Source organism: Pseudanabaena sp. UWO311 (assembly GCF_006937785.1).
Lineage (GTDB): Bacteria > Cyanobacteriota > Cyanobacteriia > Pseudanabaenales > Pseudanabaenaceae > Pseudanabaena.
The window spans coordinates 189249-207323 of the sequence record NZ_SJEE01000003.1 but is presented as its reverse complement, the minus strand read 5'-3'; the positions used below and the strand labels follow the sequence as shown (position 1 = coordinate 207323).

General features: G+C 43.3%; 17 protein-coding genes. 1 reads left to right on the top strand and 16 read right to left on the bottom strand.

Translation table 11 applies throughout. The features are described from left to right. Positions 1-17: 17 nt before the first annotated feature. The 10 genes from PseudUWO311_RS04335 to cbiE form a co-directional block, all read right to left on the bottom strand. Complete coding sequence (locus PseudUWO311_RS04335; RefSeq protein ID WP_142653897.1) at positions 18-383, bottom strand: CpeR family transcriptional regulator; 366 nt, start codon at positions 381-383, stop codon at positions 18-20. Beyond that, the gene (locus PseudUWO311_RS04330; RefSeq protein WP_142653895.1) at positions 352-966 is read right to left on the bottom strand and encodes a chromophore lyase CpcT/CpeT; all 615 of its coding nucleotides are present in this window, start codon (positions 964-966) and stop codon (positions 352-354) included. Before PseudUWO311_RS04330 ends, PseudUWO311_RS04335 begins: the two co-directional genes overlap by 32 nt. A gap of 152 nt (positions 967-1118) precedes the next feature. Next, positions 1119-1652, bottom strand: coding sequence for a phycobiliprotein lyase (locus PseudUWO311_RS04325; protein WP_142653893.1), 534 nt, complete (start codon positions 1650-1652; stop codon positions 1119-1121). Further along, the gene (locus tag PseudUWO311_RS04320) at positions 1652-2521 is read right to left on the bottom strand and encodes a phycobilisome linker polypeptide (protein WP_142653891.1); all 870 of its coding nucleotides are present in this window, start codon (positions 2519-2521) and stop codon (positions 1652-1654) included. The genes PseudUWO311_RS04325 and PseudUWO311_RS04320 overlap by 1 nt, the downstream gene beginning before the upstream one ends. A 238-nt stretch (positions 2522-2759) precedes the next feature. Then, a complete protein-coding gene (locus tag PseudUWO311_RS04315) occupies positions 2760-3518 on the bottom strand; it encodes a phycobilisome rod-core linker polypeptide (protein WP_142653890.1) in 759 nt (252 codons plus the stop codon). Positions 3519-3652: 134 nt separating this feature from the next. Continuing rightward, entirely contained in the window at positions 3653-4402 is a 750-nt protein-coding gene (locus PseudUWO311_RS04310) for a phycobilisome rod-core linker polypeptide (RefSeq protein WP_142653888.1), read from the bottom strand. Positions 4403-4540: 138 nt separating this feature from the next. Then, positions 4541-5401 (bottom strand): phycobilisome linker polypeptide, encoded by an 861-nt coding sequence (locus PseudUWO311_RS04305; protein ID WP_142653886.1) that lies wholly within the window; start codon positions 5399-5401, stop codon positions 4541-4543. A gap of 447 nt (positions 5402-5848) precedes the next feature. After that, positions 5849-6520 (bottom strand): HEAT repeat domain-containing protein, encoded by a 672-nt coding sequence (locus tag PseudUWO311_RS04300; RefSeq protein ID WP_142653884.1) that lies wholly within the window; start codon positions 6518-6520, stop codon positions 5849-5851. Then, positions 6513-6974, bottom strand: a complete 462-nt coding sequence (locus PseudUWO311_RS04295; protein ID WP_142654018.1) for a DUF2656 domain-containing protein — start codon at positions 6972-6974, stop codon at positions 6513-6515. Before PseudUWO311_RS04295 ends, PseudUWO311_RS04300 begins: the two co-directional genes overlap by 8 nt. 232 nt (positions 6975-7206) lie before the next feature. Beyond that, a complete protein-coding gene (cbiE, locus tag PseudUWO311_RS04290; RefSeq protein WP_142653882.1) occupies positions 7207-8418 on the bottom strand; it encodes a precorrin-6y C5,15-methyltransferase (decarboxylating) subunit CbiE in 1212 nt (403 codons plus the stop codon). A gap of 234 nt (positions 8419-8652) precedes the next feature. On the opposite strand from cbiE, the gene PseudUWO311_RS04285 reads away from it, so the two are divergent. Then, the gene (locus PseudUWO311_RS04285) at positions 8653-13554 is read left to right on the top strand and encodes a PAS domain S-box protein (RefSeq protein ID WP_190303392.1); all 4902 of its coding nucleotides are present in this window, start codon (positions 8653-8655) and stop codon (positions 13552-13554) included. 226 nt (positions 13555-13780) lie between these two features. Here PseudUWO311_RS04285 and PseudUWO311_RS04280 read toward each other — a convergent pair whose 3' ends face one another. The 6 genes from PseudUWO311_RS04280 to PseudUWO311_RS04255 form a co-directional block, all read right to left on the bottom strand. Then, positions 13781-14542, bottom strand: coding sequence for a molybdopterin-dependent oxidoreductase (locus PseudUWO311_RS04280; protein WP_142653877.1), 762 nt, complete (start codon positions 14540-14542; stop codon positions 13781-13783). A gap of 56 nt (positions 14543-14598) precedes the next feature. Beyond that, complete coding sequence (locus tag PseudUWO311_RS04275; protein ID WP_142653875.1) at positions 14599-15183, bottom strand: cytochrome b/b6 domain-containing protein; 585 nt, start codon at positions 15181-15183, stop codon at positions 14599-14601. A gap of 79 nt (positions 15184-15262) precedes the next feature. Next, positions 15263-15970 carry a cytochrome c biogenesis CcdA family protein gene (locus PseudUWO311_RS04270; RefSeq protein ID WP_142653873.1) on the bottom strand — a complete coding sequence of 236 codons (708 nt, stop codon included), beginning with the start codon at positions 15968-15970 and terminating at the stop codon, positions 15263-15265. 11 nt (positions 15971-15981) lie between these two features. Next, positions 15982-16608, bottom strand: a complete 627-nt coding sequence (locus PseudUWO311_RS04265; RefSeq protein ID WP_142653871.1) for a thioredoxin family protein — start codon at positions 16606-16608, stop codon at positions 15982-15984. A 126-nt stretch (positions 16609-16734) separates the two neighbouring features. Further along, positions 16735-17274 carry a DM13 domain-containing protein gene (locus PseudUWO311_RS04260; RefSeq protein ID WP_142653869.1) on the bottom strand — a complete coding sequence of 180 codons (540 nt, stop codon included), beginning with the start codon at positions 17272-17274 and terminating at the stop codon, positions 16735-16737. Positions 17275-17433: 159 nt separating this feature from the next. After that, positions 17434-17886: a pentapeptide MXKDX repeat protein gene (locus PseudUWO311_RS04255; protein ID WP_142653866.1), complete on the bottom strand. Its 453-nt coding sequence runs from the start codon at positions 17884-17886 to the stop codon at positions 17434-17436. Positions 17887-18075 lie beyond the last annotated feature (189 nt).

Below are 18075 nucleotides of genomic sequence, written 5' to 3'. Positions count from 1 at the left end.
AGTGCAGGGCTAGCGTTTTAGGCTTGATCGTCAAATCTAGTCCGAAAATTGCCATATTTGATCCAATATTGCTTTAGTTGGTGATGAGGAGTATGCAAACTAGCTTTGGAACGATAGAGTAGTACTTGACGGTGATCGCCCATCCAAATCTTACCGACTGGATCGACGGATATTACAGTCCCACCCAGAGCAGCAACAGACTCTCCAAACCGCTCAACGGCACTGTAGTCAACGCTTTCAAATACAAAGAAATTTCCCGAACAAATTAAATGTCGGCTGCGAATCCAGCATTGCATTTTCTTTTGTGCTTCTGGTGGCAGCATTTTGGCTTCATTCGACTCTAATAGGATTTCAGGAAGTTTGTAAGATAGTTGGGACTTCATTGGCAAAGCTCTCCCTTTTTTCAAATCTTAATGGACCAGTAGTAGAACCCCAAACTTGCTTGTGGGTATTAATATCTAAGCCTTTGTCAAGACTTAACCAAGTTGTTTCTGTAACTTCAACATAGCTATCGAGATAGGTTTGACAGCCATTTTTTTCAATGAAACAGCTATTCCCCTCAACTCCGCCGATAAAGCGATCGCCATCTCGTTTAAATACCATTGAGCAGTTATAGCGTCGCTCAATTACATCAGTTGAGATAGTTTTGAGAATATCTAAATTGCGCCCTGAGCCTGCATAAAACATGGCATTTTTGAGGCTGAAGTTTTCGATATAGATATGATCATCGCGCTCGACTAGGCGATGCACACCTTGCCGATATGGAGTCCAAAGGTCATAGTCATAAACCTGCTCGGAATACATACCGATCCCTGAGAAAAACTCAAAGGGCAAAGGACGAAAAAATACATGAATATGCGCATAATCCTTAGGGCTAGCCGACGCTTGCTGATAATTGCTAAAATCTCCTGCCATCCACTGTGCGAGAGTAAACAAGTCATTTGAGATCACTTCAGATTTATCCATCAGATTTAGAAACCATTTAAGAATTACTTTCTGCGGCTAAAATCCCTAAGAGATCCCCTCAATCCCCCTTAAAAAGGGGGAAGAAGAAATTTTAATTCTCCCCCCTTGAAAAAGGGGGGCTGGGGGGGATCTCTTAGGGATTCGTGAACGGGTCAACTCTTAGATATTTGGCGAATTTCTGAAGAGAAGGAAGCAGTAATAACACCAGTTCCTGTATCAGTTTTAATCAATGAGACTCGACAACGCAGATTTGGGTTAACAAACCAGATTTTCTCCTCAGCTGAAGCTCGGTCATAGGAGGTGACCAATACAAATGTGCCATCATCAGTAAAGCTATATTCACCAATGGCAGGCATTTCTTCTGCATATCCAAGTTCGCGAATGAGCTTCCCACAATTAGGGCGATCGCGATCGGGAATCGGGATCAAAACGCAATTACCTTTGATAGCTTCGCTATCTTCCCAGTCAGATTGCCCTTCCCAAGACATCCGAAAAGGTGATACTGCTGTCTTAGGATCGATATCATTAGCTTTGCAAAGCTCGAGCACTTCTGGCGCATCAATTGAGAGTGAAATTATATCAATCTCAGATTGAACAGATTCAAAGTGTCCAAAGGCTAAATGATGAGCACTGCGTTGCGATCGCCAATGTCCAATCGAACTTTCTACAAATTCCTTAATATCCATTAACTTTTTGGCTGCTTTGGCGATCTTGGTGATTTGGCATCGCTTTTAGATTTGTTAAACCCATGACCTGATTTACTCAGATTTCTGGGAGCTTTTGCCTTTACCGATGATGTGATTGGTTCTTGAGCTTCGTTTTTGGCAAGAGTTGGCAAAACTTCTTCAGGTGTTGGCTGGACATTTGCCTCAGAAATAATCGTACTAATTGTCTCAACAAAAATTTCAGGCTCAGGCTCTAAAACTTGCTCTGATGCTGTAACTGTCTCAGCGATCGCGATCGGTTCTTGAACTTGAGAGTTGCTTTTTTGTTTACTAATTCCTTGACTGGCTTTAGTAGATGCTTTTATCTTTTTGGAACTAGGCGTTGATTCAGAGACGGCTTTTTCCTTTTTGGGTATAACTACTTGGGGTGCTGCTGAGACATTTTCTGAATTAGTTTCAGAAACTTCTTTGTGAGAAATCTCAACGACGGGCTGAAGAATGACTTCGGGAAAGGCTCCTGCCGTTATTTCATCAACCTCCGTAGCTTCACTTTTTAAAGTTTCAGCAATAGGTTGTTCAACAGATTCTTTTGGTAAAAGCTCATGATGAATTTCAAGAATGGGTTCATTGATTTGCTCAGTAGAAGCATTTTCAAGATTGACCTTTAATACTTCGCACTGAGGATGAATAGATACATTAACAACCTTGCTACCAAGTCTCTGGATTGTTTTCAGTTTTTTAGAAAGTGAACCATAGGGAACAATAACTTTATGTGTTGCAGAACCTTGGAGTCTCTCTGTAAAATTTCCGCCTGTAAACTCAATCAAGAATTGGCGACTGTTGTAAGCACCAAAATTTGTGCTGGCAGTATTAATATCTAAATCTTTCATATCAAACTCATCCTAGCGATCATAAAAGTGCGATCGCTCATCAAAAAATTTTATCTAAATAATCTATACAAGTATTCCGTAAAGATGTCTCTATGAACAAGTCCTTTAAACCAACAATATTTAAAGAAAGATTACTTAACAATCTTTCTTTAAATACTTTGCCAACTTCTTACCAAACAACCTAGCAAAATTGCTTAGCGCGTTAGTAGAAACTATTCATACGCGCTAAGTGTTGAACTTAAGCTACTTCAGTAACGCTGAGGATTTTACCGCCAGTCTTTTGGATGTTCTGGATCTTCTGAGACAGTTGACTGTAGTTAACCTCAAAGGTTGTTGCGCTGCGAGTTACGCGACTACCAAAGTTAGCTTTGGTGATGGAAATACGGAAGCGCTTGCCACGGCTGCTAGCAGAGCCAGAACCACTTGCAGGAGCAACGATCTTGGTAGACAAGTTGCCAGCGAGATCACTAATCAGTTTAGCGGACTTGCCAGTGTCGTTTGCAGCGTAACCACGCATCAAAGCAAAGGTGCGATTGAAGTTAACGTTCTTGCTGCCAGCTTGTGTGCGATTGCCACGAGCAGAAGGTACAACATTTTCACCAAAGCTGCTGACATACTCATCGCTATCGATGTATGAATTGATTTCAGCTTCATAGCCTTGAGTGTTGTAGGTCAACACATGAGCAGCAATTTCAGCTTGATCTTGAGGTGCGCGACCTAGCAAATGCTTAAAGTTAAGCTCAACAAAACGATAGGGAGAAGAATTCTCGAAAAATAGAGATTGATATAGCTCAGACTGGGCAATCGCTCTAACAAAACCAGCAACAGAGATGTCACCGTTGCGAAGTTGAGACTCGGCAGAAGTTAGGCGTTGGCTTTCCATCACATGAGCATTGCCCAATACTTGGCGATATGCTGCACGGATTACAGACTGTAGATCATCTTCTGATGCGTTAGGACGCAATTCAATAGTTTCTGATTCGATCCAAAGTGACATAGTTTTAATTTTTTAAATTAGGTTTATATAGGTTTTTGTTATTTTGCACATTATTTTTATGTGCAAAATAATGTGATGTAAAGAGTTGTGCTTTGCTTATTAGTAAAGTGCAACTCTTTACAATTAGGTCGCAATTAAGCAACTTCGGTAATACTAACGATCTTGCCAGAAGTGCGATTAATCCGTTGGATTTGGGGAGTCATCTTGCTTGCCGAAACGATGTACTCGGTGGTGCTGACACGACGGCGAGTATCAAATTTTGAACCAGATACCAAGATTTTGAAGCGCTTCTCAGTGCCAGAACCGATGACGGTTGAGGTCGAAGGCTTAATGACACTGGTGCTATTGGTAGCGACTGCATATACAAGCTGTGAGGCTTTGACAGAGCTGTCAATTTGGGCTGCACCGCGATCGAGGGCAAACATACGGTTATAGCCAATTTGCTTGGCATTACTAGCGCTGTTTGTGCCGCGATTGTAAGGTACAACGTTTTCACCAAAGGCTGCTTGATACTCATCGCTATCGACATAGGAGTCGATTTCTGCGTCATAGCCTTCAGCTACGGTACGAACGATATGTACCGAAACTTCGTTCTGATCTTGAGGAGCGCGACCCAAAATATGAATAAAGTTGAGTTCCACAAATCTATATGGAGCACAAGCGGTGAAGTAGCGATCGCGATAAAAATCAGATTTTGCAACTGCGCGTACAAATTCACGCACGGTGATCGAGCGATCGGCGAGCTTAGACTCTGCTGAGGTCAAGCGCTCACTTTCCATAACATGCGGATTGCCCAAAACTTGTTTATAAACTGAACGAATAACAGTTTGGACATCTTCAGCGCTGCTATTTGTCCACAATTCGATAGCTGTTAAAGTTGCCATAAATCTCCTTTTAAATAAATTGATACTAGAACCTAGGATTAGCGATGCTGAGCTTCACTAATCCTGAATTCCGAAAAAAAGTTTTTAATCAAATATTGAATAGTTAACGCGTTACATTAACTATTCAATGAAGAACAATTACACAGCAGTGATGCTGGAAATTACGCCGCCTTGTTGGTGGATGCGTTGGTATTCTTGAGAAAGTTGGTCGAAAGCCACCAAATAAACTTTGTTGCTACGACGGAACTTGGAAATGCTATTGACGCTCTTAGCACGGTAGCCAGTGACTTCAATACGGTAAACCTTGCTGGTAGGAGTACCAAATGAACCACGACGGGTTAAAGGTGCATCAGCAGGATTACGGAAGGTTGCGCCATTACCAAAAGGCGAAATGACTGCGGTAGCAGTGGGGTTGATTACTAACGAATTAAGCTTAGGCGTAATTCCTGACAGATCGCCCTTGAGGCTACTGCTAGATGCGCCGCGCACCAATTCAAAAGTATGCGTAAACTGCACCATGGTCTGACAAGCTTCGGTCTTATAGCCACGGATATAAGGAACGAAGTTTTCACCAAAGGTACTTTGGTACTCATCGCTATCGATATAGGTGTCGATGTCAGCAGCAAACCCTTTGGTATCAAGAGTTGTACTATGTCCACGCATTTCTTCAAGATCTACTGGTGGGCGACCTAGGAGATGGCGGAAGTTAAGTTCGATCGCACGATAGCGAGGGCAGCTTGAGAAGAAACGTGTCATGTATAGATCAGATTTGGCAACTGCTCTAACAAATTCACGCACGCTCAATTCACCGCGCTTGAATTGGGATTCAGGAACGGCGAGTCTTTCGCTCTCCATTACATAGGCATTGCCTAGTACTTGACGATAGACGGCAAGAATGATCGTTTCGGCTTCTCCTGAAGATTGACCGAGTACCGATTCAATAGGAGGAGTTTCATCAAACAGGCTGACACCCAAGCGTGAAGCTGGTCCAAAAGGCATTACACAATATCTCCTGATTTAACGAAAGGATTTAATAAAAGTGTTTATGAATTGCGTAGTTCAGAAGCTAGACTAAGCAAATAATGCTTGCTTTTGCCTCTAAATGACAAAGGTTACTAGCGTAGTAATTTATACGCTTTGCTATAATCGATTTTCGTATATGTCCGTAACCTTAATTATCAAGATTTGTGAATTTTGATTGGTTTTGCACAAGATTTACACAATCAAATTTATTCAAGCAGTAGCCCTACACTCAAGTGCAAGCTATAGCAATGTAAGTTTTGCTCAGGACATAAAAACCAAAAGATGAGTGGCGGCGCGAAGCGCTGCCACTCATCTCTAGATATTGCTATAAAAGCTTAAACCCGTTGAAACGGGTTAATTAACAGTATTCTTTAGTCCACTTCAGTGGACTTGAGCTTTTAGCAAAGAACTTGAGTTCTTGGTTTATTTAGGTAAGCCTGCTTCTAGGGCTGCTGCAACCACATAGTGGTTTTCGTCTTTCTGGAGTTTAGCAAGTAGTGGCTTTGCTCTGAGATTAGAAGAAATGCTGAGGGTGGTCGCAGCTCGCCAGCGATCGCGCCAAAACTCGGCACTAGCTAATTCGGTCAGTAAATCTAAGGCTTCAGATTCATATTTGCTTTTTAGCAGACTGCCCAAGGCTAGGATTGCTGTTTCTTTGACAGTCTGCGTCGGATCGAGCAGCGCTAGATTAATTATATTTAGCAAGATATCTGGGCGATCGCATTCCATCAAAATTGCCAAAATCGTTTGACGAGTGAGCCAGTTTTGATTACGTTCAAATAAATTTTGGAGAAATGGTAGGGAGCGCTCGCCAAATTCAAACAGCGTATTTGCAATCTCAGCAAGTACGTTGTCATCTTGCTCTTGCTCTAACAGTCTGATCAAAATTTGAAATGATTGATCTGTGCGATGGTTTCCTAAACCCATTACGGCAAAGCGCCGACATAAAAAATCAGTACTAATAGTTAGTCCTTGCAAAAATGGCACAACTTGGTCAGATGGAGCTTGTGACAACTCGTCAAGGGCTAACTTGCGATCGTAAATCGAACCACTGCGAAATAACAACTCTAGTTGAGCAAAGCGATCGCTATCCATAAGTGAAATCCTTTAGTTCTACCTTAAAGATCTCATCGACGGGTTTCGATGAGATCGTCGATTCCCAAGAAATACTCTGCAAAAAGGTAGCCCCCACTGATGTCTCAACAACATCTACACCCCAATCCCCAGTTTGCAAAGCGTCTGGCGAGTCACTGGTGGGAGGCGTATTTTTGACACCGCCTAAGACTAAAATTTCTGGTAAAGATTGACGATCTAGCCCTTGCCTGATGCGTTGATCGGCAAGAGCCTGAGCACAAAACTCGCCAATTTGCTTGGGTGAAAATTGGTTGCGATCGTACAAAATTTCGACAGTCCAATGGGGATGGCTAACCAATCGCGTTTGGCAAGATGGGCGATCACCTAAACCAATCCGAAATACTTCAGCAAACTCTTCACGACTAATGGCTGGTGCTATGTTGGTCGAAATATCAAAGTTGTGGGAGAGCAGCATTCGCCCTTTAGCTGAATTACTCAAGATAGTCCTTAGTATTTTTAATGTAGCTATTGCCTATTTTAGGACAGAATCAAAACCAAAAAATAGTTGCGGTGCAGTAGCCCTGCACTCAAGTGCGAGCTAAAAAGCTAAAACCCGTTAAAACGGGTTAATTGAAATATGTTGCAACATATTTAAGCCTTGAAGCGAACTTTGGGTTAGTACCGACGACACTAACCCAAAGTTTGCTTCAAGGCTTAATAATTTTCCATTGGGTTACAGGTCGCATTGGCTTCCAGCCGAGAAAAGAGCCGATCGCTTCAGCGCGGCTAATCGAAATTTGGGTAAGCGTACCGCCATATTTTTGCTGCCACTGAAATAATTTTTGTTCGCCCTCAAGAGTAACTACGTTGGCAACTAAACGCCCCTGCGATCGCAAGCTTGCCCAGCAAGTCTCAAATAAATCGGGAATCGTCGCGCCGCCGCCGATAAAAATTGCCTCAGGTATTGGTAAATCTTTGAGAGACTCAGGTGCTTTGCCTTCGATGATTTTGAGATTTGGTGTTCCGAGGGAAATTGCATTTTCCGCAATGAAATGTGTACGAGATTTTTCGATCGCGATCGCTTGACAGCGCGGATGACTTCGCATCCACTCGATCGCAATGGAACCACAACCAGCGCCAACATCCCAAAGTAGTTCACTCGCATTTGGAGCAAGTGCGGATAATGTGATCGCTCTAACTTCTCGTTTAGTTAATTGTCCATCGTGGTGATAAGCATCATCAGGAAGTCCTACCATTCGCGATAGAATTATTGCTTTAGGTTCGGGAATACATTCCACTGCAATCGCATTAAGATCGGCAAATTCAGGAAGGGTTTGCCATTGATTCGCAACACTAGAAATAACACGTTCTTTTATGCCGTTGAGATGTTCTAATACGATGATTTTGCTATTGCTGAAATTGCGATCGCATAGCATTTCGGCAACAATCTTAGGAGTTGCTTTACCAGAACTAAGAATCAGAAGTTTGGCATTTGGATAGATATAAGTTTGCAATAGTGAAGCAGGGCGACCACATAAGCTCAGAGTTTCCACTTCATTCAATGACCATCCTAATCGCGCACAAATCAAGCTAAAAGTGGAAGGTGAGGGAATAATCGAAACTTCTTCTATGGGAATTCTTTTTAAAAGAGTAGTACCAATTCCAAACCAAAGTGGATCACCGCTGGCTAAGACACATACTGATTTGCCACGATAATTGATGATTTGCTGAATAGTTTCTTCAATTGGAGAAGTCCAAACTAATCGCGATCGCATATCTTCAGGAATCATGGCTAAATGGCGATCGCCACCTACTAAAATTTCGGCAGTATCAATTAGCGATCGGGCGGCTGGGCTTAGTCCTGACAGTCCATCTTCCCCAATACCAATTAATGTAAGCCATTTTTTATTGCAAGTCATATAAGCTGAATCAAATTAACCGTGATTATTGCAGCTTTAGAGTATAGGTTATACCAATTCACAGAAGCGTTGTCACACTTTTTGCGAATTAAGAACCAAGCTCCATCAGTGCTTAACAGAAAATTTTTAAATGTCGTAATTGTGATATAAGTGGAGAATAGGTTTAAACGCCATCTTTTTTGTCTGAATTTAAGGGTTCACTTCACTATGCTAAGCAATTTGGAAGCGGCGATTGTGCAAAACCCTTTAGTTGCGCGGGCAGATGCAACTGTGCTTTCAGCAGTAGAACAGATGAGTAACCTGAGTAGGCAGGGGATAGATGGGGACAATGCACCATCAACCTGTGTAGTGATTGTTGAATCGGATGAGCTAAAAGTTTTAGGTATCTTGACACAGCAAGACGTGATGCGTCTAGTGACCCAACAGCAGCCGATCGCTCAATTAACGCTGAGACAATTCTGGCAGTACCGATCTCCATCAGCAAGCCTCATAATTTCACAATCCGACTTGAAGAATTTGCGTAATATTAACGCCGCGATCGCCTACTTTGAGTCGTCACAGATTACGCATTTAGCGATCGTGGACGAGCAAGAACAACTGGTTGGTTTATTCCAGCATGAAACTCTCATACGCCTGAGAGATTCCATCATTCACGAAGCCACTGCTTCGCTCTTTGCTATTCAACAAAAGATTCATGAACGAATTGCCAAAGCGGAAGCACTGCAAGATGTATTGGTGGATTTGCTGCAAACTATGGAAACCTATCTGCGGGGTAGTAGTTGTTCGATTACACTCTGTCGAGATGGACGACTGGGAGATGTGATCGCCCCTAGTCTGCCTCCAGACTATGCAAGGATAGTCTCTGAAATGGGCTTACCAATTGCGGAAGGCTTAGGTAGCTGTGGGACTGCGGCATTTCGGCGCGAGTTGGTCGTGGTGACGGATATTGAGAATGATCCCATATGGCAGAATGACAAAGCCTTTGTCCTCTGCTATGGCTTACAAGCCTGTTCGTCCATACCGATTTTTGCCAGCGATCGCACTTTATTAGGTACATTTGGCATTTACTTTCGCGAGCAGAAAGCGCCCCAAGCGCAGGAGCTAGACTGGATCGCTCAGGCTGCGAATATTGCAGGTATTGCGATCGAGCGAGATCGAGCCACACAAGCTTTGCAGCAACTAAATCACGAACTGGAAGATCGGGTGCAGGTGCGAACGCAGGAATTGCAAGAACGGGAACAATTTTTGCAGACGGTACTCGATACATTTCCCCTTTCGGTGTTCTGGAAAGATGTCAATTCGGTATATCTGGGATGTAACCAGAATTTTCTGGACGATGCAGGGCTTCAGACGATCGCGCAGATTATTGGCAAGACAGATGATGAACTGACTTGGGGGGAAACGGAAGCTGATTTTTACCGAGCCAATGATCGGGCAGTGATCGAGAGTCAAACTGCCAAACTGGGGATTGAGGAAATTCAACACCATGCTGATGGGCGGACTATTTGGGCGGAAACTAACAAACTACCCCTCCGCAATTTACAAGGTGAGGTGATTGGTGTGTTGGGGACTTATCAAGATATCAGCGATCGCAAAGCCGCAGAATTAGCAGTACAAGCCAGTGAAGCCAAATTTCGACGGATTACCGAAAGTGTGCCAGGGATGATTTATCGCTATGTTTTGCATCCTGATGGTCGTGATGAGTTGGTTTATGTCAGCCCCCAAGTGCAGCAAATTTTTGAATTGACTCCTGAAGCAGTACTTCAGGATATGAGTTGTCTCTGGGCGAGATTTCACCCAGAAGATGCTCCTATGATTCAAAGTGCCATTCAGGATTCGGCTGCTTCCCTCCAACCCTTTTTCGTTGAAGGACGTTTGCTCCTGCCGAATGAACGGGTGAAATGGATACAAGTTAGTTCCCAGCCCGATCGCCAAGAGAATGGCGATATTATTTGGGATGGGGTGTTGATTGATATTAGCGATCGCAAAATTGCTGAGAAAGCACTGATGCTTAAACAAAAGCATCTCAAAGCGCTGATGAACAATATTCCCCATCTTGCTTGGATTAAGGATGAGCAAGGTCGGTTTATTGCAGTAAATGAACCCTTTGCCCAAGCCTTTGGCGTTTCATCTGAGGAATTAGTCGGTAAATCAGCTCATGATATTTTCCCAGCAGACTTGGCTCAAGCTTATCATGACGATGATGCGGAGGTATTGCAATCTGGTAAACGCAAGGTAGTGGTGGAGCGAGGCGCACTGGCTGATGGAACTTTGGGGTGGTTTGAAACGACCAAAACACCCTTTAGGGACGATCGGCTAAACATTGCTGGAACGGTTGGGATTGCGGCGGATATTACCGATATTAAAACGATGGAACTATCGTTAAAAGCCAGTGAGCGACGCTATGCCAGTCTTGCATCGGCGGCTCCAGTCGCTATTTTCCGCTTTGATGAGCAGCCACTCAACTGTGTCTATGTCAACGAGCGCTGGAGTGAGCTGAGTGGGCGACCCATGGAATCAGCCTTGGGACATGGTTGGCTGGAATCAGTACATCCCTACGACAGAGAGCAATGCCTTGCCGAATGGACTGAATACTATGCCCAATCTAATTCTGAGGGTCTAGTCATTCATGGCAGCGAAGGTCGGTATCTCCGTCCAGACGGCATTACAACGTGGATTTATGTCCAAGTGGCGAAGGAATTGGATAATGATGGCAACGTAGTGGGATACGTCGGCACGCTGACCGATATTACCGATCGCAAAAATATCGAACTCGCCCTCCAAGCCAGTGAAGCCAAATTCCGCCGCATGACAGAAAGTTTGCCAGGGATGATTTTTCGCTATGTTTTGCATCCTGATGGTCGTGATGAATTCATCTATGTCAGTCCCCAAGTACAGCAGATTTATGAACTCACCCCTGAAGAGGTGCGTCAGGATATTAGCTGTCTCTGGGCAAGGATTCATGTGGACGATGTTCCCATGATACAAAGGTCTGTTCAGGATGCGGCTGCTTCCCTCCAACCCTATTTTGTTGAAGCACGTTTGCTCTTCCCAAATGAAAGGGTGAAATGGATGCAGATTAGTTCCCAGCCCGATCGCCAAGAAAACGGTGATATTATTTGGGATGGCGTGGTGATTGATATCAGCGATCGCAAAGTTGCTGAAAAGAAATTGCAAGAGCTATCTGAACGATTAGAACTTGCGATTCAATCCGCTCGAATTGGCATCTGGGAATTTGATTTCTCCAATAATCGGCTGTTCTGGGACGAGCGGATGCTGGCTATTCATGGCGTATCGCCCGAAGCATTTCATGGTACTTACGAGGACTGGAGCAGTCGTGTGCATCCCGATGATTTGCTTAAAGCCCAGCCCGGCGTTTCAGAGGAGCAACCTATTTACAACACAGAATTCCGCATCATTCGCCCCGATGGTACAGTCCGATGGGTTATGTCGTACTCCTGCAAACAGCGCAATCTTCAGGGAGAATTAGTGCGTGCGGTAGGCGCGAATATTGATATTAGCGATCGCAAAAATACTGAACTTGCACTTCAAGATCTATCAGATCGTTTGGAAGTTGCTCTTAAAGGAGCCAATATTGGTATTTGGGAATGGCAAATAAATGAAGGGCGCTTGATCTGGGATGAGCGGATGTTAAGACTTTATGGAATTTCATCAGAGGAGTTTTCTGGTAAATATGAAGATTGGCTCCAGCGCGTTCATCCTGATGATCGAGATGTGGTAAAGCAGGCGGAACAACAGGCTGCTTTTCAAGGGGATAGAGAATGTCGCGTCGAATTTCGGATTATTCGACCCGATGGCACAATCCGCTTTATCGATTCTTATGCCTTCAACCAATACAATACCCAAGGTGAGATCCAAAAGAAGGTTGGTTTAAACATTGATATTACCGATCGCAAACAAGCGGAACTACAACTGCAACGCATTAATGAAGAACTGATCAAAACAACTCGCCTGAAAGATGAGTTTCTTGCCAATATGAGCCACGAATTACGCACGCCTCTCAACGCCATTTTAGGCATGACGGAAATCCTTCAGGAGGAGATTTTTGGTGACTTAAACGATCGGCAAATGCAATCCCTACAAACCATTGAAAAAAGTAGCAATCATTTACTGGAATTGATTAACGATATTCTAGATGTGGCAAAAATCGAAGCAGGACAAATTAAACTGTCTTGTCAACCCTGTAACATAGAAGCCCTTTGTCAATCAAGTTTGGTCTTTATCAAGCAACAAGCCTTCAGCAAAAATATTCAATTGGAGTCAGTGATTCCCGCCAACCTCCCTCCCATCAACCTTGACGAACGGCGAATTCGGCAAGTTCTAATTAATCTGCTCAATAATGCCGTCAAATTCACGCCAAACGGCGGCAAAATCACCCTAAAGGTAAGCTATATAAAGGTTCTGGATAATGCCGAGAACGCGCAGGGCAGAGCATGTGACACCCTAGAAATTAGCATCGTTGATACTGGCATTGGAATTGCGCCAGATCAGATCAAACGGTTATTCCAACCGTTTGTGCAGGTTGAGAGTGCCCTCAATCGTAACTACGACGGTTCGGGATTGGGTTTAGCCCTCGTCAAGCGCTTGGTCGAGCTGCATGGCGGCGAAGTCAGATTAACCAGTGAATTAGAGGTGGGAAGTTGCTTTACGATCGCAATTCCGATCTCGCCATTCTGTGAATTATCCGCTGAGCCAGAATCTCAGCTGCCGTCTGACTCCGATGCGACACAACCTGCGATCTCCGATGCGCCAGTAATTTTACTCGCCGAGGATAATGAGGAGAATATTAACCTGTTTGCTGATTATTTAAGTCTGAAGGGCTATCGCTTAGTCATTGCCCGCAATGGTCGCATAGCGATCGACTTGGCTCAGCAAACTCACCCTGATGTAATTTTAATGGATATTCAAATGCCAGAAATGGATGGATTGGAAGCGATCCAGCGAATTCGCCAAATGCCTGAGTCAGCCGATACGCCGATCATTGCATTGACCGCACTGGCGATGGCAGGCGATCGCGATCGGTGCATCGAAATTGGGGCGAATGACTATCTCAGTAAACCAGTGTCACTAAAACAGCTAGTCAAGAAAATCAACGGATACTTGACTAAGCCTTAAGAAACAATTTAAGAATTGTCCAAATCCCCCCCAGCCCCCCTTAAAAAGGGGGGAGAATTAAATTCTTCCCCCTTTTTAAGGGGGATTGAGGGGGATCTCTTAGGGCTTTTGAATGCAAGAGGTAATTCTTAAATAGTTTCTAATTCTAATACTATAAAACCCAGATTGCCGCGCCGCCCGCATTGCGGGCGATACGGCAAGGTAGCCAGCTCAATGCACCCATGAATTACAAACCTGCAAACCATTCATAACCCTCATCTACCCAATAACCTCGACGTTGTTGGACTAGTTCATTAGTGAAGCTCACGCGAATCACCCATTTTGACTGCTTGTAGCCCAGCTTAATTGGAGAAGCCAAACGTAAAGGCGCACCATTCTCAATTGGAATATCTTGACCATTTTTTTGATAAGCAAGTAAAGTTTGCGGATGTAAAGCCGAAGCTATATCCCAACTCTCATAATAATTATCGGCAGATTCAAAATAGACATAACGCGCCCCAGCTTTGGGTTGAACTAACTTCGCAATATCATATAAGCGCACACCTCCCCACTGCACGATCGCAGCCCAACCTTCCACACATACATGTCTAATCACCATTGAGACTAATGGTAATGATTGAATATCTTTCATACTCAATTGCATAGGACGTTCCACAGCACCGTCAACTATTAATTTGAATATATTGGGATTGATGACAGGTGTAGTATCGAAAGAGTTAATCAATAATGCATTAGGTTCAATCGCACTAATTGGATATTCTGGGCTAGGCGTTTTTGCTTGAAAAATCAACTCTTCAATACTTTGGTTGAGTGGCTCAAATAAAGCTCTCACATTTCCAGATTGTTGGTTGAGCGGCTTAAAAATCGGACTTACTCTACTGGAATCACTAGAGCAGCTTCCCAAAAACAATCCCATTCCCGACAAGCTAGCATATTGCATGAGCTGACGACGCGAAAACCGATGGTGCAGATGTTTATCAAATTGCATTTTTTATAACCTTTATAGAATTGTTGGACAGCGCTTCGCGCTGTCCACATTTTTAACTAAATAAACATAGACCGAATCATCTTTAATCCGCCTACTCGAAAGGATAGAAAGATATGCGCGATCGCAAAAATTAGCACAATCGGAATCGTTAGAAAATGGGCAACACGGAGATTTTGCCAACTGCCGAATAAGCCTGAAATCCATGCAAATTGCACGGGCTTGTACATGCATAAACCAGAAAGAATTGCTAACAGCAAAATTGGCACGATCGCTGTATAAGCAATGCGATGCCAAGCATAGGTTTTGCGCTTAGGATTTTTAGCTTGGAGTGCTTGAATATCTTTGTCAGAGGCAAATCGATGCTTCCAACGGCGGGTAATAAAAATGTAGATGCCATAGATAAGTAGGCTCATGGAAAACAGCCACATTGAGGCGAAATGCCAATTTCTGCCTGCGCCTAGCCAACCGCCTAAAAGTAATTCTTTGGGAAATCGCCAACCTGCACGCCCACCAAAAACTGGATTGGCATTATAAATTTGCAGACCACTAGCTGTCATCAAAATCAGCGCGATCAAATTAAAGGAATGGAACGACTTGGCGATGATCGCTTGTTTTGGCGTAGGGGAAGGTTTCTTACTCATAATTTGTTACAGATTTGATAAAGAACCAAATTGTTTGTGGCTTAGCTTCGCTGTGCCACAAACAGTTTATTTTAAAGTTTTATAAAGGTAACGTCGGGAAATATGGCGCTAACCAAAGCTGGATCTTGACATCCCAACCCAATAGAATCGCGATCGCGGTTAGAGAGATCATTGCGCCGCCAATTCTCTGCAAAAGTTGGCTTCGCGATCGCAATTTCAAGAATGATTTACTGAAGTAACGACTCGCATAGGCAAGTAACAATATCGGCAATCCAGTCCCAAATCCATAGACAACTAGCAAAATAAAAGCAGTGAAGATCTCATTGTCGGCGGCAGCAAGAATTAAAATGCTGCCGAGTACTGGCCCAGCACAAGGTGTCCATAACAAGCCTAATTGTGCGCCCAACCAAAATTCTCCTGATAAGTTAGCCTTGTTCGGCTCTTTGACCTTAAACGCAGGGAATTTACTGGATATTTTGCTGATTAAGAGATAACTCCATTTCGGGAAAATCGATAGTAATCCTAACGCTAGCAAAAAGAAAATCGCGAAGTTCCGAATAATATTGCTTAAATCTGTGAGCCAGTTACTCGCAATTCCTAACAAACTACCTGCGATCGCAAATCCGCTAATTAATCCAGCTACTAAAGCCAACGGACCAAATCGATGAGTTTGCAACGACCTCCCAACAACAATCGGCAAAATTGGCAAAATGCATGGTGAAAAAGCAGTTAACAAACCACCTAATATTGCTAAACCAATTGATAGTGGCGAAAGTGAGAGCGACATGCGCTTAAGTCCTAGCCTAGTAATTGCTTGATGGTTTGCTCGGTGCGATCGTAAGCTCCTTCGCCAATGTGGTCATAGACGAGATTGCCTTGGCGATCGGCTAAATAAAGATGCGGCCAATATTCATTCCCATAGGCTTTCCAAGTTTTAAACTCGTTGTCAATCGGAACTGGATAAAGAATACCGTGTTTTTGCATAGCATCTTTGATATTGTTTGCATCGCGTTCAAAGGCAAACTCTGGGGTATGCACGCCAATAATTTTTAATCCTTTGGAAGCATAGCGATCGTGCCATTTGGTGACATAGGGTAATGTGCGCTGACAATTGATGCAGCTAAAAGTCCAGAACTGAATCAAGACGACATTTCCCTTTAGTTCCTGAATAGTCAATGGATTAGAATTTAACCATTGAGAAATGCCTTGGAACTCTGGTAATTTTTGACTACTAGCTTTAGATTTTTCATCCACTGCATTAACTTCAGAACTATTTGGTTTAGTAGTATCAGCTGTCGGAGTTGAACTCACTGATGTTTTAGAAGCGATCGGAGTTTGAGCAGCACATGCAGCACTCCCTATGCCTAAAGCGCCTAAGCTCAAGTAAGTTAAAAAACGACGACGACGCAGCAATCTTACATTCACAATATGGTCTCCAAATCAAACTATTGATGATTGCTAAACTTTATATACATTGCCAACATTAAAATTGATTGAGGAATCGCTTAGATTTCCCTTAAGAATAAGATTAGTTCTTGAATGTTGTTAGACTCAAGACAGGGGAGCAAAACCAAAAGTAGCGTTAAACTTACGACACCAAATGGCTATAGACTTGAAGCTATCTGGTTGGACATTGTTGGGAATCTCGTAGCGCTGCTTACCATTGAAGCTTTTGAGCGGAGCAATTAATGCATAATCATTCTCTGCGATCGCATAGTCTGGTGGTTTGGATATATTCAGAATATTAGGCGATCGATGCAAAATCACAAATAGATCTGGCCCATTTTCAGAAGTCTTAAAACCTTCATCAAGTTCAATAAAATAAGTTCCATTTTCTTGTACAATGCTAGCTTTACCGTTAGTAGCATGTTCTGCACTGATAAAACTTCCCGAGCGCGATTTAGTGCTGGCTTTAGTATTTGTTTCTACTGGAGTAGAAGAAATCGCTGTAGAAGTTGCTGGGGTTGAAACGGCGGGTGTTGAAGAAACCGCTTCTGCTTGAGAGGTTTTTTGGCTGTTTGTTGGAACAGAGGCACATCCCAATATTAAAATTACTGCCGCAGTAGCCAAACTTAAATTTTTTGCAATCATAAATTTTAGGTGTGCTGGTAATTTATCCTAAAGACGATTAAATGAGCAGTTTTGATTTTGCCTATGGCAAAACCAAGGTTCTAGAACCTTACTCTGATTGTTTTTTGTTTTGCATCTATTTTGCAAATGAGTACACACTCATTTGCAAAATACGAGAGCCTATTGTTTTGGCGCATCAGCTGGCGGCTTACCATCTTTCATGGCATCGCCTTTCATTGCGTCATTTTTCATCGCATCAGCTGGCTTTGCCTCATTCTTCATCGCGTCGCCAGTTTTATCTTTCATGGCATCAGCTGGCTTTGCCTCATTCTTCATCGCGTCGCCAGTTTTATCTTTCATGGCATCATTCTTCATCGCATCAGCCGGCTTACCATCTTTCATGGCATCGCCCTTCATAGCGTCATTTTTCATCGCATCAGCTGGCTTTGCTTCATTCTTCATCGCGTCACCAGTTTTATCTTTCATAGCATCGCCTTTCATGGCATCAACTGGCTTGGCGGCTGGAGTGGATTGAGTCGCGGGAGTTGCTTGAGGAGTGGGGGTAGCAGAACACGAAACAATTCCAGCAGTCAAAGCCAAACCAGCAATAAGTCCAAGAAATCTGTAGTTCATCGTTGTAAGCTCTCTTTCCAAAAAATTGATGTTTAGTAATCCTTTCGAGGTTTACTTATTTGATATACGAATGAGTTAGCAAATTGGATGAAGTAATTTTAGGTGGGAAATAACTTTGCGCTGTAATTATGCTGAGGTACTTATAACTGATGGTAGGATTTTACTGAATGGTAGTTTTGACACTTAGCT